This window comes from Hymenobacter lutimineralis (assembly GCF_008271285.1).
Taxonomy (GTDB): domain Bacteria; phylum Bacteroidota; class Bacteroidia; order Cytophagales; family Hymenobacteraceae; genus Hymenobacter; species Hymenobacter lutimineralis.
Window position 1 is genome coordinate 234,780 of record NZ_VTHL01000001.1, and the last position, 19,239, is coordinate 254,018.

Here is a 19,239-nt window from a genome sequence, read left to right on the forward strand (position 1 = left end):
CAGACCAGAAAAAGCCCCGCAGCAACTTGCTGCGGGGCTTTTTCTCTTGGCACTTGAAGCCTGGGGCTAACAGCCACCAGCTCTTAGCAAAAAACGCTAGTCCAGGATATAGCGCAGCCCAAGCTGGGCGCGCCACCGGCTGTTGAGGTCGGTGTTGTTGAGGAACGTCTGGCTACCGCCCCGGAACTGGTAGGTGGGCGTGTTGCCCTGGTAGGCCACAAACTCGATGGGGCGGTTGTTGGCCACGTTCTGGCGCACACCCCAGTCGGAGTTGAGCAGGTTGCCCAGGTTCTGCACGTCCAGGCTCAGCTGGAAGGTGTGCTTCTTTTTCAGGGCCGTCAGCGAGAAATCCTGCAGCACCTTCATGTCCAGCTGGGTGTACCAGGGGCTCAGGCTGCCGTTGCGCTCGGCGTACTGGCCGCGCCGCTCGCTCAGGTACTTGTCCTGCTGAATGTAGGCATCGAGCTGCTGCCACTGCTGGGCGGCCGATACCAGCACGTCGCCCTGGCTGTTGGTGATGTCGACGAGGGTAATCTGGCTTTGCGCGGCCGGCACAAACACGAGGTCGTTGCCGAAAATACCGTCGCGGTTCATATCACCGGCGTAGGTGTAGGAGAAGCGGTTGCCCTGGGCCGCTTCAAAGAAGAAGCTGAGGGTAGTGGCCAGCTTGTCCTGGGCGTAGCTGAAGCGTTTGCCCGCCGCCGCAATTACGCGGTGCTGGAGGCCAAAGTCGCTGTAAGCCAGCATGGGCGCATTCGCGTTGCCGATAACCGGGTTGCGCTGAAAAGCATCGGCCGCAATTTCGCCGGGGTTGGAGGTCACGTCCTTGGCCCGGGAGAAGGTGTAGGCCCCCATCAGGTACAGGCCGTTGGCAAAGTCCTTCTTCAGCTGACCCGTGAGCGAGTACTGGTAGCCTTTATTGGTATTTTCCAGCACAATCACGCCCGCGTCGAGGAAGCTGAACTGCCCGTCGGGGCCGGAGAAGCCGGGCGTAATGCGCGGGCCGGCGGCCGGGTAAATCTGGCGGTTGTCGGCGCCGGCGGCTTGCTCCGTGGGCGTTACCAGGTTGTAGTTGCGGTGAATGGCGGCGTTGCGGTCTTTCGAGTAAATGGCTTCCACGGTGGCTACCAGGCCGCCGGGCAGCTGCTGGTCAATGGCCAGGTTGGAGCGCCACACCTGCGGGAACTTGAAGTCCTTGGCCGTACCGTTGATCTGGAACGTGTAGCCGGGGTCGAACTGGGAGTTAGAAGCCTGGTTGCTGATCCACACAAACGGGATGCGGCCGGTGAAGATGCCCGTGCCCCCACGTACCTGCGTGGTGTACTCACCCTCGCCGGCGGAGTAGTTGAAGCCCAGGCGGGGCGACCAGAGGGGCTTGCTGCTCGGGAACTGCGTTACGTCTACTTTGGCGGGCTGGCCGCTGGCATCCAGCAGAGGGGCATTCAGCACCTGCTCGTTCTGGGCTACCGTGGTGTTGTAGATGGGCATGTCGGCCCGCACGCCCAGCGTCAGCTTAAACTTCGGGGTCAGGCTCCACTCGTCCTGGGCGTAGAAGCCCAGCTGGCCCACATTTACGTCTACCGACTTCACCCGCTTCTGGCCGCCGGCCGTGGCAATGGCGTTCAGGTCCACAAAATCAGGGTTGTTGGGGTCCGTCACCTCAAAAAAGCGGGCTACGTCCAGGCCCCCGAAGAAGGGGTAGCCGAAGCGCTGCAGGTTAAACGCATTCACGAACTTGAACTGCTCGTAGGTGACGCCGCCCGTCAGCACGTGGGCGCCCACAAAGTAGCTCAGGTTGTCGGTGAATTGCAGGATGTTCTGGTCCAGCACGTTTTCGGCCGAAAACTGCTCGGTGCCCACGCTCACGTAGGTGGTGCCGTTCTTGGTGATGTCAATCTGCGGAAATAGCTTGGCGGCGGGCAGGTCGCGGAAGTCGCGGAAGGCCGAGAAGCTGAGCTGGGCCTTGTTGCTGAGCTTTTCCCCGATGCGGGAGTTCAGCTCACCCACCACCGAGTTCAGATTGTTGTTGATGGTGTAGCCCGAGTTGGCGTACTGCAGCGTGTTCACGCCCTGCACCCGCGACGACGGCGCAATGGCAATGGGGTGGGGGCCCTGCTCACGGGAGCTTTTCAGGTAGTTGTAGCGCAGCGAGAAGGTGTTCTTGGGGGTAATGTTCCAGTCCAGCTTCACCAGGAATTTGTCGCTGCGCGTCGCATATACAAAGTCGCGGTAGGTGCCCGGGTCGTAGCCGTACACGTCGATCAGGCGCTGGCGGATGCTTTGCAGGTCACTTTCCAGTACCCGGCTCACGCCCGGGGCCTGGCCGTTGAGGGCCGCCTGGGCCTCGGCTTCGCTGGTAGCGGGCCGGAACGTCAGGCCCGGGTCATCCCGCCGGGTAAGCTCGGCGTTGGTGAAGAAAAACAGCTTGTTCTTCACCAGCGGCCCGCCCAGGGCAAAGCCCGACTGGTTGAACTTCAGGTCGGGGTTGCGCAGCTCCACGTCGCCCACTTTCTTGCCAATCAGGCTTTCGTTGCGGAAGTAGGAGTACACGGTGCCCTTAAAGTCGTTGGTGCCGCTCTTGGTTACGGCATTGATGCCGGCACCCGTAAAGCCGCCCTGGCGCACATCGTAGGGGGCCAGGCTCACTTCCAGTTGCTCAATGGCGTCGAGGCTGACGGGCTGGGAGTTGGTTTGACCACCGGGCGTGGGCGCATCCAGCCCGAAAGAGTTGTTGAAGATGGAGCCGTCGAGGGAGAAGTTATTGTAGAGCGTGTTGCGCCCCCCGAAGCTCAGGCCGCTGCTTTGCGGCGTGAGGCGGGTAAAGTCTTCCTGGGAGCGGCTGATGGAAGGCAGCGTCCGGATGGCGGTGTTGTTAACGTTGGTAGAAGCCCCCGTCCGGTCCTTGTTGATCTGCCCGTCGCGGTTGCCGCGCACCACTACCTCGCCCAGGGCCTGGGTGTTGTCGGCCAGGGTAATGCGGCTTTCAAAGGTCTTGCCCAAAGCCAGCTGAATGCCCGTCGCCGTGTAGGTCTGGGCGCCCACAAACGAGGCTTTCAGCTCGTAGGGGCCACCCACGCGCATGTTAAGTAGGTCGTACTGGCCATTTTCGCGGGTGGCGGTGCCGTACTGGGTGCCAGAGGGCAGGTGGGTGGCTACCACCGTAGCGCCGGGCAAAGGCTGGCCTTTGGCGTCCAGCACAATGCCTTTCATGGCGGCGGTAGTTACGCCTTGGGCTAAGACGGGCGGGCTGCTCGTGAAAAGCACAAAGCCGAGCAGTAAAAACAGAAGGAGTCTGTTTTTCATAAGGGGAGCTTTTTTATTTATCCAGGGCACTTCCCCGGAATTTCGCCGCAAAGGTCATGAACAAATTGTTAAGTAGGCTAGCCTAATAGTTTCTTAACAATTTGGAAATATGATCTATGTAAAACAATGATTTTCAATCTATTGATATTATTAATAAAACCAAATATTTATTGCGCTTATTCTCCCGAAGCGGCCGAATATTTGCCAAATCCACAACGCCGGAAGCTCGGCGGTACCCGGGGCTGCCGGGAGCGGCCGATGGCCTGGGGCCCGCTCCCAAACGCGCACTGCCCGCCAGGCCAATGGCCTGACGGGCAGTGCAAATAAGCGTAGGACGTAAGGTAGACTACTCCTCGCGGGCCGAGCCGCGCTGCTGCGCTGACTCCTTGGGCAGAGTTGTGGCCGGGGAATTGGGGTTGCTGGGTGAGCCTTCCAGAGCGGCATCGGCCGAGGTCTTCTGGTCGGCGGCCGAGCCGGTGCCAATGGGCGTGTGGGCCTCCTGCTGGCCGTTGATGCTGTCCCGCTCGGTTTCCATCTTACGGGCCGGGGGCGCCTCCGTGAAATCCTGGCTGGCCTGCGGGTCTTTGCCAGGCGTGTTGTTGTAGTCGCAGGCCGCGAGAGAGGCTGTGGCCGCCACGGTGAGCAGCAGGGCTGAAAGTCGTTTCATAAGGGAAAGAGGTTGAATGCCGGGAAAGGTTACCCTGTGCTATACGCAACTTCTTCCGAAAGGCTACTCCGGGCGTAGCTTTGCGCCATGGCACACCGTACGCTGATGAACTGGAGCGGGGGAAAAGATGCGGCCCTGGCCCTGCACTGCCTCCGGCAAGATCCTGACTACCAGGTCACCGACCTGCTCACCAGCGTGTCGGCGCCCCACCAGCGGGTGGCCATGCATGGGGTGCGCGTCGAGCTGCTGGCCGCCCAGGCTCGCCACCTCGGCCTGCCTTTCACCCAGCTTTGCCTGCCTGACATGCCCGACATGGCCATCTACGAATCGTGGATGCGCGATACCTTGGCCCCATTGCAGGCCCAGGGCATTACGCACGCCGCGTTTGGGGATATTTTTCTGGAGGATTTGCGCGCTTACCGGGAGCGGCAGCTACAGCTGGTAGGGCTGCAGGCGGTGTTTCCGCTTTGGCAGCGTCCCTCCCTGGAGTTGCTGGAGGAATTCTGGCAGGCAGGCTTTCAGGCCATCGTGGTGTGCGTAAACGAGCAGCTATTGGGAGAGTCGTTCTGCGGCCGGCTCCTGGACCGGGATTTTGTGCGCGACCTGCCCCCGGGCGTCGACCCCTGCGGGGAGAATGGAGAGTACCATTCCTTTGTTTTCGACGCACCTTATTTCCCGGAGCCCATTGCCTTTCGATTGGGAGAGCGGGTGCGGCGCACGTATCCCGCTCTTGCCCAAGGAGCGGAGGAGGTAGGCTTTTGGTTTCAGGATTTATTGCCGGCCTAAGCTAGGGGCGCGGCGCCGGAGCGCAGGTGCACAGCACTTCCCGCACGGGCGGCGCAACCCGGTAGTTGGGCAAGGTCACTTCCTTCATGTACACGACTTCCAGCTGCCGCAGGGGCGGGTGCGCCGGGTTTTCGTGCCAGATGCGGAGTAAGTAATTGCAATAGTAAGGCCGCATATAGCTATTCGCCACAAATAGGTAATTCTCCGAATACTTGCGCCATCGGTCGTTCTTGAACAGGGCAACCACCGAGGCCGGTTTGGTGGCCTCTACCGGCTGGCCTTCGCGGTTTAGATCGAGGTGCTGGCCAGCGGTGGTAGTACCGTCCAGGATAAACCAGCCGTCATCTTTGAAGACGGCCGGCGCAAACATGCCCCAGCGCTGATCGACGCGAAACATATAGCCAAACCAGCGCATAGGCTCGGTCATTTTCCAGCGGAACTGCGGGAGCGTATCTAGGTTCCACCAGCAGATATACACCAGCAAAGCGCCTACAGCTGCCTCACGCCCGGCGCGCAACAGGCGCCGGCTGCCCGGGTACCACTGCACGTGCACGTTTATGCGCACTGGGAGCCAGGTAACCCAACTGCGGCGCCAGGTGTGCGTGCGCGCCGCCAGCTGCGCCCAGCGCGGGTGCAGCCAAGCAGCCAGTTTATAAAGCACCTGCGCGGGGAGCAGCCCTAGCACCGAGGCCATGTTGATCAGGTAAAACAGCCCCACAAAGAGCGTGAGGCTGATGCCCAGGTGAAATGCGTACAGCACCCCCACAAATAGCAGACGCCACCACGTGGTGCGGAAAGGTAGAAACAGCAGAAACGGCAACAGCAGCTCAGTGTAGTACGTCAGGAACGTTAGCCCACGCAGCAGCTCGGCTTGTGGGTACAACAGGCGCCCCAGCGGCATCAGAATTTGATCAAGGCTGAGCGCGTAGTAGATAGCCGTGCCATCCTGCGACCACTCAGGGCTATTCTTGAGCAAGGCCGTGCACCAGTATACCAAGGCCAGCTGCACCACGTAGGCCACCGTAACCATACTGAAATACCGGTAAGAACCAGGGGCTGCTTGTTTGCGGCTGTCAAGAGAATACACGCGGCCCCACGGCAGAAAAAAGCCCCAGAACAAGAGCATCCGCAACAGGTCGTCGCCGCCCTGCACAATGAGGGGGTTGCGGTTTTGCAGCGAAATCAGCAGCAGCCAGGAAATAGCCGTGGCCCAGCGCGTTTTGTAGCCCAGCACCAGGGCGGCGGCGGTAAGGGCCGCTAAAGCAAACAACAGGGCCTGCACCTGCCACAAGCCACTGCTGGTATGCAGGGAAAACACGTAAGGGTTCCAGCCATACTGGTAGAGTACGTGCAAGGGCAGTACGCCCAGGTTGGTGTAGTGCGCCACCAGATCAGTGCTGCGGATGATCAGGTCCGTGAGGACCACGGCCCCGGTACCGATGCGCAACAGGGCCAGGGCCCGCAGGTCCAGTTCAAAAGGATTTTGGAGGGCAGGTAAAAGTCGACGCATGCTTCGGCTGCCGCAAGGCGTTACTTGCCAGAAAAACGGAAAGCGGAAAGGCCATCTACTGCGTGTAAGTAGAGCCTCTCCGCTTTCGCAGATGTTCGTTATGCTACCACAAGGGCACCGGCGCTATTAGTTAGGTGTGCCGGTAGTGGTAGAGCCGCTGGTGGTACCCGTGGTAGTGCTACCCGAGGTAGTGCCCGTAGTGGTGCTTCCCGAGGTGCTGGTACCCGTGGTGGTGCTACCTGAAGTGCTGGTACCCGAAGTGGTTCCGGTGGTAGTAGAGCCCGAAGTGGTTCCGTCCGTTGAGGTGCCGGAAGTGGAGCTGCCCGAGGTCGAGTTCATGTCAGAATTCGTCGTGGTCGAGTCGGGGTTGGTGCTGGAGCACGAGCTGAAGCCCAGGCTGGTAGCGGCCAGTACAGCGGCCAGGAAAAGTGACTTTTTCATGGAAAAGGCGAGTTGGTATTAGAAATAGAAAGAACAGGTTAGAGCAGGAATACTGTATCTGTTCAGGAAAAGTTGTTCATAATCTACTTTCGAATCCGCCTTTGGCTCTGTACTGTTCAGCTTCATTCGTCGTACGAAAACCCTAGGTACTGGGTAATGGTTTGCTGGTGCACCAAGGCGCAAGGAGGTCGTAAGTTGCCTTCTCTATAGCCGGGGTGCGGCCGTATCCAACCCTTTGCTCCTGCGTATGCAGGGCCGCAGCGCCCGTGCGCAGCCGTCACCGCCAGCTTGATTCACCATGCAAAAATCCTCCGCAGTTATTCTCTTCGATGGTGTCTGCAACTTGTGCAACGGCTTTGTACAGTTCGTTATCCGGCACGATTCCCGGGGGTATTTCCACTTTGCCGCCCTGCAATCGGCGGAAGGACAGGCTTTGCTGCGAGCCCAGGGAGTTACGCTACCCACCACTCTTGACCCTGACTCGGTGGTGCTGGTAGAAGCAGGACAAGTGTACACCCACTCCACGGCCGTGCTGCAGATTGCCCGGCGCCTGAGTGGGCTCTGGCCGCTGCTGGGGGCCGGCGTGGTAGTACCCCGGGCCTGGCGCGATGCCGCCTACCGCTGGGTTGCGCGCAACCGGTACCGGTGGTTTGGCCGGCAAGCAGCCTGCCTGTTGCCCACACCCGAGCTGAAGAGTCGGTTTCTGAGCGCCTAGGCTGTCGGGTTTTTTACTGAATTTGGCGCCCAGTTCGGCCTGTGCCGCGTCACCAAGTCCCACCCACATGCACGCATTGATTCTCAACGGGCTGGAGCAGCCCCTCCAGCTTTCTGAAACCGCCACGCCCCAGCCCGCCCCCGGCGAAGTACAGGTGCACCTGCGGGCTGCCGCCCTCAACCACCGCGACGTCTGGATTCAGAAAGGGCAGTACGCCGGGGTAAAGTTTCCGATTATCCTCGGCTCCGACGGGGCCGGCATCATCTCAGCTGTAGGTGCAGGTGTTGATGCTCAGTTGCTTGGGCGGGAGGTATTGATTAATCCGGGGCAGCAGTGGGGCAATAACCCGGCAGCTCAGGGCCGCAGCTTTACTATCCTGGGGCTGCCGCACAACGGCACCTTTGCCGAGTATGTGTGCGTGTCGGCCGCATCCGTGCATCCTAAGCCCACTCATTTGTCTTTCGAGCAGGCGGCGGCTTTGCCCTTGGGTGGCGTTACGGCCTACCGGGCCTTGTTTACGCGGGCTGGGCTGCAGGCTGGGGAGCGGGTGCTCATCAACGGGGTGGGAGGGGGCGTGGCCCTGCTGGCTTTGCAAATGGCCGTAGCGGCGGGTGCCCGCGTGTGGGTCACGTCCAGCTCAGCCGAGAAGATTGCCAAGGCCGTAGCTCTCGGCGCTGAAGGGGGCATCAGCTATACCGCCGAGAAGTGGCCGGCCCAGCTCACCCAGCAAGCAGGCGGGGCCTTCGACGTGCTAGTGGACAGCGCTGCCGGCCCGGGGTTCAACCACCTGCTGGACGCTGCTGCCCCCGGGGGGCGCCTTGTTTTCTATGGCGGCACGCACGGGGCCATTCCTCAGGTGCCCCCGGCCAAGATTTTCTGGAAGCAGCTTTCCATCCTGGGGTCGACAATGGGTACCGAGGCCGACTTCGCGCAGATGGTGGCCCTGGTTGAGCACCACCGCATCGTTCCGGCTATCGACGAAATCCTGTCGTTGGCTGAGGGCGAACAAGCCCTGCGCCGCATGGATCAGGGGCTGCAGTTTGGGAAAATTGTACTGCAGATTCCGGGCTGATCAAGCAGCAAAAGGGGTAAGATGAGAGCAGTAGGAGTTATTGGATAACTTGCTGAAAATCAGATATATTATTTTGATTGGGTGAGAGTAAATTCAGGGCTATTTCGGAATGAAATGCGGGCTGCGGCTGTTTACCAGGAGAACATCTGAAACGCTTTTTTGACGCTCAAATTCCTCCCATGAAAGCACCTGCCGAATACATCGACGCCCCGGTTCTTTATTTGTCGTATCCAACGGGTGAAGCCGCCGAGTCGGTGCCGGTTGTGACCTACGACGACGCGGTGCGGGCGGTAGAAACCGCGCTGGCGGATGCGGAGCGTTACCGCTACCTCCTGATGCGGGCCCTGCGCCGCCACCATACCAACGAGGACACCAACACACTGCCGGCTGCTCCCGAAAGGCCCGTGGTACCCCTGTACGCGGACGAAGATTTGGCCGCGTAATCTATCAAAAGACTCCCTTAGCGGGCCCATTCCCTTGGCAATTGGGCCCGCTGCTTTTCAGGCCGCGGGCAGTAAAGCAGCCAGGTGAAGGGCCAGGTCTGCGGCCTGCTGGCGCAGCTCCGGCACAGCCGTCGACTCAAACGACTGGGGCCGCCGGCTGGCACCCAGGGTAAATAACATCGGCGAGGCAGCCCCGTGGCGCTGGAGCAGCGCCCCATGCTCGTTGGTGAGAATTCCCAGCCGCAGAGCATCGGGGAGCAAAAGCCCTTCGGTACGCATCTGCACAATTAGTGGATCCTGGATGCGGGTATAATCCAGCAGCGGCCCGGTACACGCTATAACGTGACGGGCGAAGAGCGTGGTGAGCTGGCCCGCATGCCGGGTGTGCACCCGCAGGCCCTCGGCAGCGGGCTCCAGGTGTTGGACGCGGCCAACATGCTGCCGGAGCTGCCCACTGCTCAGCATCCCCGCTATAAAAGCAGCATTCTGGGGTGGGCTGCGGTGCCGCACGGTTGTCCAGAGTGAGGCTAGGTGCCGCAGAAACCGGCTTTGTTCTTCCGGCGGCCAGGCCGCCCAAATACGGCCTAGGTCTGGGCGCAGGGAATCCAGCACGGGGCGCCAATCGATACCCGCGCGGGCTGCCTGCCGGATTTCCTGTCGCACGGCGGTCAGCACTTGGCTTACGGTAGTAAGCCCCTGCAAGGAATGGTGGTAAAAACTCGGATACGGCGCCTGCGGGCCCAGATGCGCCGCTGGCCAGTGTCCGTGGCCGGAAACTACCGTAAGCGTACCCTGATGACCGGTTGCCCGCAGCCCAAGCAGCACATCCACAGCGGTAAGCCCGGAGCCAATCAGCAGCACGGAGTCGGTGGGCGCAATAGTAGCCAAGGCCCCGGGGGCCCAGGGGTTGGGATGAAAGCCCGGGGGCTGCTCGGGCATCTGGGTAGGTGGCAGGGGCGGGAAGTTGCCCAAAGCCAGTACCACGTGGTTACTGAGAATGCGCTGCCCATCGGCTAGCTCTACCTGCGCCGCTTGTTCATTGGCGAGGGGTCGTACGGCTGTAGCCGAGGTGGCATGGCGAAAAAAGCGCAGGCCATTAGCCGCCGGCTCCGTGAGCAGCGGGGCCACGGTTTCCTGCACGTATTGCCCGTAGAGCTGACGCGGAAAAAACTGCTGCGCCGCCTTCTGCACCCCGTTCTGGCTGAGCCACGCTGTGAAATGGCTGGGCTCCTGGGCCAGCAGGCTAAGAGAACAGGCCCGTACATTCAGCAGATACTCGGGCCGCTCGCCACTGTACGCCAGCCCCGGGCCCAGGGCTGACCGGGGTTCTACCAGATGCACGTCGGCGGCGTACTGCCCCGGCAGGTGAGCCAGGTGCACCGCCAGCGCCGAACCGGAAAACCCTCCGCCCAGAATCGTAATAACGCTGCGTTGCACTGCCAGAAAAAGTAGAAAGGCTAAAAGAAATGGTCGACGGCCGTAGGGACCGGGCGTAGCCAGGTCAGGCAGCCTACGCGGTTATAAGGTAATACAGTAAGCCTGAAAGCCCCCTGATGCGCGGCACCAGGGGGCTTTCAGGCTTACTGTACTTTCCAGCGGCAGTGGCAGGAGTCGGAAAATCAGGAGATTAGCCCCGATGTGTAAGATTACGGCTAAAAACCAGCCCCAGTGCTACAGGTAAGCGCCCGGCATCAGGTAGTTACGCACGTAATCGTCGATGCCATCCTCCAGGCGGGTGAAGGGCCGCTCGTAGCCGATACTGCGCAGCTTGCGCATATCCGCCTCGGTGAAGTATTGGTACTTGTCACGGATGTCTTCGGGCGTGTCCTTAAACCGGATGTCGGCGGGCTGGTCGAGGGCGGCAAAGGTATTTAGGGCCAGGTCTAGGAAGGTGCGGGCCTCACCCGTGCCCAGGTTATAAATGCCGGAGTGCTGGCGGTGCTGCATCAGAAAAAAGCAAACCTCCACCACATCCTTTACATAGATGAAGTCCCGCATCTGGCCGCCGTCGGTGTAGGCGGGGTTGTGGGAGCGGAAAAGCTCCATGGAGCCCGTGCGCCGGATCTGCTCGAAGGCGTGCAGAATGACGGAGGCCATGCGCCCCTTGTGGTACTCGTTGGGGCCGTACACGTTGAAAAACTTCAGCCCCGCCCAAAAGAAGGGCTTTTCTGCCTGCTGCACGGCCCAGTTGTCGAAGTTATTCTTCGACTCGCCGTAGGGGTTCAGGGGACGGTAGAGGGGAAGCAGGGCCTCGTCCTGGTCGGAGTAGCCGAGCGTGCCGGAGCCGTAGGTGGCCGCCGAGGAGGCGTACACCAGGGGCAGCTGGTAGCGGCAGCACGCCTCCCACATCCGCTTGGAGTAGTTGAGGTTGAGCAAATCCAGCACGGCATAATCCTGCTCCGTGGTATCGGTGCGGGCCCCGAGGTGGAAGATGAACTCTACCTGCTCATGGTTCAGGTCAAGCCAGTCGAAAAACTCGCCCCGGTCGACGTATTCCCGCAGGTGCTTGCCCTGGAGATTGGCGAGCTTGCGCTCCACGGAAAAGTTGTCCACTACCACGATATCATGGAAGTTGGCCGCGTTCAGGCGGGTGACGAGGCAGCTGGCAATAAAGCCGGCCGCACCAGTGACGACGATCATAGAGTAGTACGTTTACGGCAAAGGTAGCCGGAATTAGCGGTTGGCAGCAGGTTGTGAGTCGGGCTGCCAGCGGCCGGCCAAGTACGGATGGTTGACCGCCGGAAAACAAATGACGAGGCAAGTGCCAGTTGCTGCGCCGGCCTTCCCAAAATTGCAAGGCTTTAGTTGACGGTATTTGCACGCAGCAGATCGGGGGGTACCGGAACCGTATCCTTCCGTTCTATCCGTTCATGCATCCGTTGCATCTGTGGTCTATCTTTGCCCGCATGCGCTTTTCCGTAAGCTTACTGCTCTCCGTAGTACTCGGGGGCGGGCTCCTGGCCTGCCAGTCCGAACAACCCGCTTCCTCCCAGCCCGCGGCGGGTGCCCAGCCGCAGGCCACCACCCATTGGGTAACCGATGACCTGGGCCACCGCCTGCAGCTACCGGTGCAGCCCCGCCGCATTATGGCTCTGGCGCCTTCCATGACGGAAATGCTATTTGCCGTGGCCGATACCGCGACCATCGTGGCCCGCACTCAGGTCTGCGACTTTCCCCGCGCCGTGGCCCGCAAGCCCGTGGTGAACAGCTACCCCCTGGACCTGGAAAAGCTGGTGGGCCTGCACCCGGACGTGGTGTTTACCGTGGAGGGTATTACGTCCCAGGACGATGCTGCGCGCCTGCAACAGCTGGGCGTGCCGGTGTACTTTCAGCGCTATACTACCGTGGAAGACGTGTTCCGGGGCATGCAGCAATTGGGGCAGCTGCTGGGCCGCACTGCCCAGGCCCGGCACCTGACGGACTCCCTGCGAACGGCCCTGGCTGCCCTGCAGAAAACGCCACCGACTACCGGGGCCGCCCCGCGGGTGCTGGCCATTACCTGGCAGGACCCCATCTACGTGTACGGGCAGAACACGCTGTTTACCGATAAAATCCGGCTGGCCGGGGGGCAGAATGCCTTGCAGGAAGTGTTTGCCCAGCCCTATCCGGCCCTCACCCGCGAGTATATCCTGCGCCTCAACCCCGATGTGTTGCTGGGTGGGCGCTTCGGGCAGCTGGACAGCACGTTTTTCAAGGCCTACCCCGAGCTGCGTCGCATCAACGCCTACCAGACGCGGCGCGTATTTGCCGTGACCGGCAACCTGATGGAGCGCCCCGGGCCCCGGGTGGTGGCCTCGGTGCGGGAGCTGCAGGGGCTGCTGCGGCAGCCGGCGCAGCCATGAAGCCTGCCCGGGCCGGGCTGTGGCTGGGGCTTAGTACGGGCCTGCTGCTGGGGCTCCTGCTGTTGGGCCTGCGCGTAGGCTCCTTTGCCATCGACTTTGAGCTGATGCGCCGCGTGCTGCACCACTACGATCCCACGGAGCCTGCCCAGCTGGTGCTGGTGGAGCTGCGGCTGCCGCGGCTGCTGCTGGCCGTGCTGGCCGGGGCGGGCCTGGCCGTGAGCGGCTACCTCATGCAAACCATGGTGAGCAATGCCTTGGCCGACCCCTACTTGCTGGGTACGGCCTCGGGCGGGGGCCTGGGGGCAGTGCTCTGCTTTGTCTTGCTGCCCACACTTACCTGGGCGGGGGTGTACCTGCCGCCGGTGGCGGCGCTGCTGGGTGCCCTGGGTACCACGCTGGTGGTGCTGGCCCTGGGCATGGAGCGGGGCCGGCTGCGGCCCGCCCCTTTGCTGCTCAGTGGGGTGGCCGTGGGCTCCCTGGCTACGGCCCTTGGGGGCTTGCTCACCTTCCTGTCCGATACGCCCGATAAGCTGCGCACCGTTACCTTCTGGGCCATGGGCAGCTTCGAGCGGGCTGGCTGGAACCTGCTGCCTTACCCGGCCGTGGCCCTGGTGGCGACGCTGGTCGTTTTTGCTTTTCTGCAGAAGGACGTGGCCATTTTGTTGCTGGGAGAAGAGCGGGCCGCCGCGCTGGGCGTGCCAGTCGCGCGCCTGCGCTGGCTGCTGGTGGTCACGGCCTCGGCGCTAACGGGCTGCGTAGTAGCCTTGTGCGGCCCCATTGGGTTTGTGGGGCTGATGATTCCGCACGTCACGCGCTGGCTGCTGGGGGCCACGGGCCGGTGGAACCTACTGGTGTGCGCGTTGCTGGGCGGGGGCTTTCTGCTCGGCTGCGACCTGCTGGCCCGCCTCCTGTATCCGCCGGCCGGCGTACCCGTGGGCATTGTCACGGCCCTGTTCGGCGTACCGTTCTTCGTATATTTGCTGCGAAAACAAGGGTCTTAGGGTCTTGGGGGCTTAGGATCTTGGTTGATGTTCTTCCGGGAGCTTGAGCCAGCACATCCAAGACCCCAGGACCCCAAGATCCCAGCACCCCAATGATTTACGTCAGCCGACAGGAACACTTCAACGCCGCCCATAAGCTCTACAATCCCGCCTGGAGCGAGGAGCGCAACAAAGAAGTGTTCGGCCCGTGCGCCAACACCAACTGGCACGGCCACAACTTCGACCTTATTGTGACGGTGAAAGGCCAGCCCAGCCCGGAAACCGGGTTCGTCGTTGATCTAAAAGCCCTCAGTACCCTGATTCGGGAGCACATCATCTCCCAGGTCGACCACAAAAACCTGAACCTCGACGTGCCCTTCATGTCGGGCAAGCTGGCCAGCACCGAAAACCTGGTCTTGGCTTTCTGGGATATTCTGGTGCGGGAGCTGCCGCGCATTACCACAGCCCAGCTACATTGCATCAAGCTGTACGAGACACCCCGCAATTTCGTAGAGTACTACGGGGAGTAGTCAATTAAGAATTAAGAATGAGGAAGGCAGAATTGGTTGTCCGGAACGGAAAAGCCAATACTGGTCACCGGCAATTCTTAATTCTTGATGCTTAATTCTTAATTCCAACCATGAAGTACTACCTGATAGCGGGCGAACGGTCCGGGGATTTTCACGCGGCGCACCTCATGCAGGCCCTGCAGCAGCAGGACGCCGCGGCCACCTTCCGGTGCTGGGGCGGCGACCAGATGCAGGCCGCCGGCGGGGAACTGGTGCACCACTACCAGGAAATGGCCATTATGGGCTTCTGGGAGGCCGCTACCAGTTTGCTCAAGTTCCGGGGCTACCTGAAAGAGTGCCAGCGCGACCTGCTGGCCTGGAAGCCCGACGTGGTGATTCTGGTCGACTACGCCGGCTTCAACATGCGCATCGCCAAGTTTGCCAAGGCCAATGGCATCAAGGTGTTCTACTACATTTCGCCCAAGATCTGGGCCTGGAACCAGGGGCGGGTGCACCAGGTGAAGAAAGTAGTAGACAAGATGTTCGTGATTCTGCCCTTCGAGGAAGAGTTCTACCAGCGCTTCGACTACAAGGTCGACTACATCGGCAACCCCACCGCCGACGCCGTAGCCGAGCACGTGCCCAGCCCCGACTTTTTCCAGCGCAACCACCTCGACCCGGAGCGGCCCATTATTGCGGTGCTGCCCGGCTCCCGCAAGCAGGAAATTGAGGAGATGCTGTACGAAATGACGGCCATCATCCCGCCTTTCCTCAACTACCAGTTCCTCGTGGCCGGCGTCGATAACCTGGACCCGAACTACTACGCCCACTTCGAGCGCAACAACGTGCGCATCATCTTCGACCAGACCTACGACCTGCTTTCCCACTCTAAAGCGGCCTTGGTTACTAGCGGCACCGCCACCCTCGAAACGGCCCTGTTTGATGTGCCGCAGGTGGTTTGCTACCGCACCAGTGCCGTGTCCTACACCATCAGCAAGGCGCTTATCAAGGTGAAGTATATTTCCCTGGTGAACCTGGTAGCCGGCCGGGAAGTGGTGAAGGAGCTGATTCAGGGCGACTTCAATGCCCGCAACCTGGTTATCGAGCTCAAGAAAGTAACGGAAGATGAAGCCTTCATTGCCCAGCAGAAAAAGGGCTACGCCGAAATCCGGGAGAAGCTAGGTCGGCAACGCGCCGCCGAAAAAGCGGCCAAGCTGATGGTAGGCTACCTGAAAAAGTAAGCCCCCATAACCATACCAATGCAAAAAAGCCGACTCCCTGATTTGGGGCCGGCTTTTTCGTGGTTTTGCAGCGGGGCTTAAGGCTAGCTGAACGCTAAATGTCTACTTCGCCACTGCTTCGGCCAGGGGCTGCGGCTCCGGGGCGGAGTGCCCGGCTGGCTCCTTCTGGCTGCCGGGCATCCAGAAAGCCAGCACGCCAATGGCCGCACCCATCAAGGCCACAAAGGCAAAGGACAGACGCAAACTGGAAATCTGCGCCAGCAGGCCAATCAGGGGAGGACCGGCCAGAAAACCGAAAAAGCCTACCGTAGAAACCAGGGCCAGGGCCACGCCCGGCGAAATGCCCTCCACGCGGCCCGCCGCGCTGTAGGTGAGCGGAATAACCGACGAGGTGCCGAAGCCCACCAGCAGAAAGCCCAGCAGGGCCGTGGGCAAACTCGGAAACAGCACGGCCGTGAGCAGCCCCAGGCAGATAAGGGCGCTGCTGAGCTGCAGCACGCGGGCCACGCCCAAGTGGCTGGTCAGAAAATCGGAGCCGAAGCGGCCCAGGGCCATGGTGCTCATGAAGGCCACGTAGCCGCTGGTCACCCAGGCTTTGTCGGCCTGCACTACCTTCTGAAAGTACACCCCGCTCCAGTCAAACATGCAGCCTTCGCAGAGCAGCCCGAACAAGGCAATAAGGCCCAGGCGCAGCAGCTGCCCGTCGGGCATGCGCAGCACCAGGCCGGTGCCGCTGGCGTGCCCCGTAGGCTGAGGCAAGGCGCCCCGCACCACCAGCAGCAGTACGAGCAGCGCCGCGCTGATGCCCGCAAAGTGAATCAGGGGCGGCTGGTGCCAGCCTACCAGCCACGTAGCAATGATGCCACCCAGGAAGCCAGCCAGGCTCCACAGCCCGTGGAAAGAGCCCATAATTACCTGGGTGCCGTAGCTTTTTTGCACTTCCAGGGCCTGGGCATTTACGGCAATGTTGAGCAGGTTGCCGCCGCTGCCAAACAGCACCAGGGCCGCGGCTAGCGTCCAGGTGGTGGGGGCCCAACCTAGCAGGGGCAGAGCCAGCGCGTAGAGGGCCGAGGCCAGCTGTACCACGCGGCGGCTGCCGTAGGTATCAGTAAGCCAACCGGCCAGGGGCAAGGCCAGCAGGGACCCCAGGGGCATAGCCAGCAGCAGCTGGCCTAGCTGCCCTTCGGAGAGGCCTAGCTGCAGGCGGATATCGGGAATGCGGGAGGCCCAGCTGGCAAAGCACAGTCCACTAAGAAAAAACAACGCGCTAACGGCAACGCGGCTCCGGCGGGGAGAAATAGACATATGAAAAGGAGTAGAGCAAAGCCGTGGGAATTTCAGCGTAGCGCCTCCTGGGGTTATAAAACCAACTGCAAGGTCCGACAAAAAAGACAATCGGGCACAGATACGGCCACCGCCGGAAAAAGGTATGGTTCGGCTTGCGGCTTGCAAGGCGACCTGCCAATCGGCAATTTGCGCCCGGGGCCCGTATGCGGGATTTCACCCCAGTCCTTCTACGTTCTAGCTGCTGCCATGCTCTCCACCCAAAACTACGCCGCCTTGCCCGCCGCGCCTGCTCTGCAGCGCCTTTGTCAGGCCTTGGCCGTGCTCGACGCCATCAACTCCCAGGACCCGGAATACCGCTACTTTACCTACGACCCGCTCTGGGACGCCCAGGAGCAGCTTTTTGAGATGAACGACGGGGAAGGGGACCAGCTGCTGGTGCTGTTTCGGCCCGAAGGCTGCTGCATCAACGGGCTTTTGCAGGAATACGACCAGCCCGATAAAGCCCAGGTGACGCGCGGCCTGCCCGAGGCCTTTGAGGAGTTTATGTTTGGGGAGCCGGTAAATTCTCTGGGCACCACGTTCTGCCTGTGGTATACGCCGGCCCACGGCTGGCAAACGGGCGTCGTGGAGGACGAGGACGACGGCTCCGAGGAGCTGCTGTTCATCTTCGACGGCCAGCCCGAAACCTACGCCGACTGGGCCAACGAGTACTTCATTGAAGATACCGACCGGGACCCGATTGACGCCGCCGACGTGGCCCGCATCTACCAGCACGAGCCTCTGACGCGCGAGCTGGTGCAGGCCTTCATCGACCCGCTGGAAGACTGGAATCAGCTGGAAAACGACCTGCAGGAAATCGGCTACCCCTACAACTTCCGCTAGCAACTGCCATGCATTTTCGCGACGCCCGGCCCGAGGACATTCCCCAACTGATGACGGTGCGCTTTGCCGTGCGCGAAAACGTGCTGCGCAACCGCGCCCTCGTCACCGAGGCGCACTGCCTCGATTACCTCACGCGCCGGGGCCACGGCTGGGTGTGCGAGGTAGACGGGGCGGTAGTCGGCTTTGCCATTGCCGATCTGCAGGACCACAGCATCTGGGCCCTGTTCGTGCACCCCGATTTCGACCAGCGCGGTATTGGCAAACGACTGCATCAACTCATGCTCGACTGGTACTTCCTGCAAACTCCCGAAACCGTCTGGCTGAGCACCGCCCCCGGTACCCGCGCCGATGCCTTCTACCGTCGCCAGGGCTGGCAGGAAACCGGCCGCACTGGCAGCGGTGAGGTTCGCTTTGAACTCACGAAGGCGGAATGGGCGCAGCGTAACCCGACGGGCTGAGCTGCCTGGGCACGGGAACTCAGGCCTGACCCCGAAAAGCGCAACAGAAACTACCGCGGTAGCAAGAACAACCAGCCATTCGGAACCAGTCATGAGCAGAACGAGCTATAAACAAACGGGTTGGATTTGTGTGCTGCTGTGGTTGCTAACCCAGCCGGCCATTGCCCAAACCACCTTCACCGTCGTATCCCTGGGCGTGCGGGGCGGGGGTGATGAAAGCAACCTCTCCAGCTACCTGGTGGCGGCGGCCGGCACTTCCGCCTACATCGGGCTTGATGCGGGCACCGTGCGCGCCGGCTTAGCCAAGGCCGTAGCTGCCCAGGCTTTTCGGGCGCCCGTCGAAACCATCCTGCGCGACTCTATCCGGGGCTACTGCCTTTCGCACCCGCACCTCGACCACGTAGCGGGCCTGCTGCTCAACGCCCCCGACGACGCCCGAAAGCCACTCTACGGCCTGCCCGGCTGCCTCGAAACGCTGCAGAAAAACTACTTCAACTGGCAGGCCTGGCCCAACTTCGGCCCCGGTGGTGCGGCCCCGGCCCTGGGCAAATACCAGTTCCAGCCCCTGACGCCCGGCTCCGAACGGGCGCTAACGGGCACCGCGCTGTTCGTACGCGTTTTCCCGCTCAGCCACGGCCCGGGCTACGAAAGTGCGGCTTTCCTGGTGCGCCACCACAGCTCCTACCTGCTTTACCTGGGCGACACCGGCGCCGACGCTATAGAAAAGTCCCAATGGCTGCGGGAGCTGTGGCAGGTGGTAGCGCCGCTGGTGCAGCGTGGGCAGCTGAAGGCCCTGTTCATCGAAGCCTCGTACCCTAACGAACAGCCCGAAAACCAGCTGTTCGGCCACCTCACGCCCCGGCTACTGCTGCAGGAGCTGGCAGTGTTGGCCCAACTGGCGGGTCCCGCGGCCATGCGCGGCCTACCCGTAGTTGTCACGCACCGCAAGCCCACCGCCAAGAACGAAGCCCAGATCGAGCAGCAATTGACCGCGGCTAATACGCTGAGGGTACGCTTCGTTTTTCCGCAACAGGGTGAGCGGCTGGGGTTTTAGCCAGAAAGCGCGGCCACACGGCCTGGCCGGGTTGTTACGTACCGGCCCG

Annotated in this window: 18 protein-coding genes; 11 read left to right on the forward strand and 7 right to left on the reverse strand. The window is 61.5% G+C overall.

From position 1 onward, the window contains the following. Positions 1–96 precede the first annotated feature (96 nt). Both FY528_RS00955 and FY528_RS00960 read right to left on the reverse strand, forming a co-directional pair. A complete protein-coding gene (locus tag FY528_RS00955) occupies positions 97–3,303 on the reverse strand; it encodes a TonB-dependent receptor (protein WP_149069112.1) in 3,207 nt (1,068 codons plus the stop codon). Between the two features lie 346 nt (positions 3,304–3,649). Continuing rightward, positions 3,650–3,970, reverse strand: a complete 321-nt coding sequence (locus tag FY528_RS00960) for a hypothetical protein (protein ID WP_149069113.1) — start codon at positions 3,968–3,970, stop codon at positions 3,650–3,652. An 87-nt stretch (positions 3,971–4,057) separates the two neighbouring features. Here FY528_RS00960 and FY528_RS00965 point away from each other — a divergent pair, with 87 nt between their 5' ends. Beyond that, complete coding sequence (locus FY528_RS00965; RefSeq protein ID WP_262383873.1) at positions 4,058–4,756, forward strand: Dph6-related ATP pyrophosphatase; 699 nt, start codon at positions 4,058–4,060, stop codon at positions 4,754–4,756. Position 4,757: 1 nt separating this feature from the next. Here the strand turns inward: FY528_RS00965 and FY528_RS00970 are convergent, their stop codons facing one another. Then, positions 4,758–6,266, reverse strand: coding sequence for an HTTM domain-containing protein (locus tag FY528_RS00970; RefSeq protein WP_149069114.1), 1,509 nt, complete (start codon positions 6,264–6,266; stop codon positions 4,758–4,760). Between the two features lie 126 nt (positions 6,267–6,392). Continuing rightward, on the reverse strand, positions 6,393–6,707 hold the full coding sequence (locus FY528_RS00975) for a hypothetical protein (protein WP_149069115.1): 315 nt from the start codon (positions 6,705–6,707) through the stop codon (positions 6,393–6,395). 298 nt (positions 6,708–7,005) lie between these two features. On the opposite strand from FY528_RS00975, the gene FY528_RS00980 reads away from it, so the two are divergent. The 3 genes from FY528_RS00980 to FY528_RS00990 all read left to right on the forward strand — a co-directional run bounded on the left by FY528_RS00980 (position 7,006) and on the right by FY528_RS00990 (position 8,937). Then, positions 7,006–7,422 carry a thiol-disulfide oxidoreductase DCC family protein gene (locus FY528_RS00980; protein WP_149069116.1) on the forward strand — a complete coding sequence of 139 codons (417 nt, stop codon included), beginning with the start codon at positions 7,006–7,008 and terminating at the stop codon, positions 7,420–7,422. Positions 7,423–7,489: 67 nt separating this feature from the next. After that, positions 7,490–8,494 (forward strand): zinc-binding dehydrogenase, encoded by a 1,005-nt coding sequence (locus FY528_RS00985; protein WP_149069117.1) that lies wholly within the window; start codon positions 7,490–7,492, stop codon positions 8,492–8,494. Positions 8,495–8,673: 179 nt separating this feature from the next. Beyond that, entirely contained in the window at positions 8,674–8,937 is a 264-nt protein-coding gene (locus FY528_RS00990; RefSeq protein WP_149069118.1) for a hypothetical protein, read from the forward strand. Positions 8,938–8,994: 57 nt separating this feature from the next. On the opposite strand, the gene FY528_RS00995 is transcribed toward FY528_RS00990, so the two are convergent. Together FY528_RS00995 and rfaD are read right to left on the reverse strand one after the other, a co-directional pair. Continuing rightward, positions 8,995–10,374: an FAD/NAD(P)-binding protein gene (locus FY528_RS00995; protein WP_187631941.1), complete on the reverse strand. Its 1,380-nt coding sequence runs from the start codon at positions 10,372–10,374 to the stop codon at positions 8,995–8,997. A 234-nt stretch (positions 10,375–10,608) separates the two neighbouring features. Beyond that, positions 10,609–11,577 (reverse strand): ADP-glyceromanno-heptose 6-epimerase, encoded by a 969-nt coding sequence (gene rfaD, locus FY528_RS01000; protein ID WP_149069120.1) that lies wholly within the window; start codon positions 11,575–11,577, stop codon positions 10,609–10,611. A 266-nt stretch (positions 11,578–11,843) separates the two neighbouring features. Between rfaD and FY528_RS01005 the strand changes: the two genes are divergently transcribed. From FY528_RS01005 to lpxB, 4 genes are all read left to right on the forward strand, one after another. Then, entirely contained in the window at positions 11,844–12,779 is a 936-nt protein-coding gene (locus FY528_RS01005) for an ABC transporter substrate-binding protein (RefSeq protein WP_262383874.1), read from the forward strand. Beyond that, entirely contained in the window at positions 12,776–13,780 is a 1,005-nt protein-coding gene (locus FY528_RS01010; protein ID WP_149069121.1) for a FecCD family ABC transporter permease, read from the forward strand. The genes FY528_RS01005 and FY528_RS01010 overlap by 4 nt, the downstream gene beginning before the upstream one ends. Positions 13,781–13,872: 92 nt before the next feature. Continuing rightward, entirely contained in the window at positions 13,873–14,289 is a 417-nt protein-coding gene (locus FY528_RS01015; RefSeq protein ID WP_149069122.1) for a 6-pyruvoyl trahydropterin synthase family protein, read from the forward strand. A gap of 110 nt (positions 14,290–14,399) precedes the next feature. Then, a complete protein-coding gene (lpxB, locus tag FY528_RS01020; protein WP_149069123.1) occupies positions 14,400–15,509 on the forward strand; it encodes a lipid-A-disaccharide synthase in 1,110 nt (369 codons plus the stop codon). A gap of 102 nt (positions 15,510–15,611) precedes the next feature. Here the strand turns inward: lpxB and FY528_RS01025 are convergent, their stop codons facing one another. After that, a complete protein-coding gene (locus FY528_RS01025) occupies positions 15,612–16,814 on the reverse strand; it encodes an MFS transporter (RefSeq protein WP_149069124.1) in 1,203 nt (400 codons plus the stop codon). Positions 16,815–17,042: 228 nt separating this feature from the next. Here FY528_RS01025 and FY528_RS01030 point away from each other — a divergent pair, with 228 nt between their 5' ends. From FY528_RS01030 to FY528_RS01040, 3 genes are all read left to right on the forward strand, one after another. Beyond that, positions 17,043–17,678, forward strand: a complete 636-nt coding sequence (locus FY528_RS01030) for a hypothetical protein (RefSeq protein WP_149069125.1) — start codon at positions 17,043–17,045, stop codon at positions 17,676–17,678. A gap of 8 nt (positions 17,679–17,686) precedes the next feature. Then, positions 17,687–18,136, forward strand: a complete 450-nt coding sequence (locus tag FY528_RS01035; RefSeq protein ID WP_149069126.1) for a GNAT family N-acetyltransferase — start codon at positions 17,687–17,689, stop codon at positions 18,134–18,136. Between the two features lie 91 nt (positions 18,137–18,227). Beyond that, positions 18,228–19,190 (forward strand): MBL fold metallo-hydrolase, encoded by a 963-nt coding sequence (locus FY528_RS01040; protein WP_149069127.1) that lies wholly within the window; start codon positions 18,228–18,230, stop codon positions 19,188–19,190. Positions 19,191–19,239: the final 49 nt, after the last annotated feature.

Bases quoted from the DNA above. Each gene is read 5' to 3' on its own strand.
- FY528_RS01025 (WP_149069124.1), bottom strand. From the start codon at position 16,814: ATGTCTATTTCTCCCCGCCGGAGCCGCGTTGCCGTTAGCGCGTTGTTT.
- FY528_RS00955 (WP_149069112.1), bottom strand. From the start codon at position 3,303: ATGAAAAACAGACTCCTTCTGTTTTTACTGCTCGGCTTTGTGCTTTTC.
- FY528_RS01040 (WP_149069127.1), top strand. From the start codon at position 18,228: ATGAGCAGAACGAGCTATAAACAAACGGGTTGGATTTGTGTGCTGCTG.
- FY528_RS01010 (WP_149069121.1), top strand. From the start codon at position 12,776: ATGAAGCCTGCCCGGGCCGGGCTGTGGCTGGGGCTTAGTACGGGCCTG.
- FY528_RS00965 (WP_262383873.1), top strand. From the start codon at position 4,058: ATGGCACACCGTACGCTGATGAACTGGAGCGGGGGAAAAGATGCGGCC.
- FY528_RS01035 (WP_149069126.1), top strand. From the start codon at position 17,687: ATGCATTTTCGCGACGCCCGGCCCGAGGACATTCCCCAACTGATGACG.
- FY528_RS00990 (WP_149069118.1), top strand. From the start codon at position 8,674: ATGAAAGCACCTGCCGAATACATCGACGCCCCGGTTCTTTATTTGTCG.
- FY528_RS01005 (WP_262383874.1), top strand. From the start codon at position 11,844: ATGCGCTTTTCCGTAAGCTTACTGCTCTCCGTAGTACTCGGGGGCGGG.
- FY528_RS00960 (WP_149069113.1), bottom strand. From the start codon at position 3,970: ATGAAACGACTTTCAGCCCTGCTGCTCACCGTGGCGGCCACAGCCTCT.
- FY528_RS01015 (WP_149069122.1), top strand. From the start codon at position 13,873: ATGATTTACGTCAGCCGACAGGAACACTTCAACGCCGCCCATAAGCTC.
- FY528_RS01030 (WP_149069125.1), top strand. From the start codon at position 17,043: ATGCTCTCCACCCAAAACTACGCCGCCTTGCCCGCCGCGCCTGCTCTG.
- lpxB (WP_149069123.1), top strand. From the start codon at position 14,400: ATGAAGTACTACCTGATAGCGGGCGAACGGTCCGGGGATTTTCACGCG.
- rfaD (WP_149069120.1), bottom strand. From the start codon at position 11,577: ATGATCGTCGTCACTGGTGCGGCCGGCTTTATTGCCAGCTGCCTCGTC.
- FY528_RS00975 (WP_149069115.1), bottom strand. From the start codon at position 6,707: ATGAAAAAGTCACTTTTCCTGGCCGCTGTACTGGCCGCTACCAGCCTG.
- FY528_RS00970 (WP_149069114.1), bottom strand. From the start codon at position 6,266: ATGCGTCGACTTTTACCTGCCCTCCAAAATCCTTTTGAACTGGACCTG.
- FY528_RS00985 (WP_149069117.1), top strand. From the start codon at position 7,490: ATGCACGCATTGATTCTCAACGGGCTGGAGCAGCCCCTCCAGCTTTCT.
- FY528_RS00980 (WP_149069116.1), top strand. From the start codon at position 7,006: ATGCAAAAATCCTCCGCAGTTATTCTCTTCGATGGTGTCTGCAACTTG.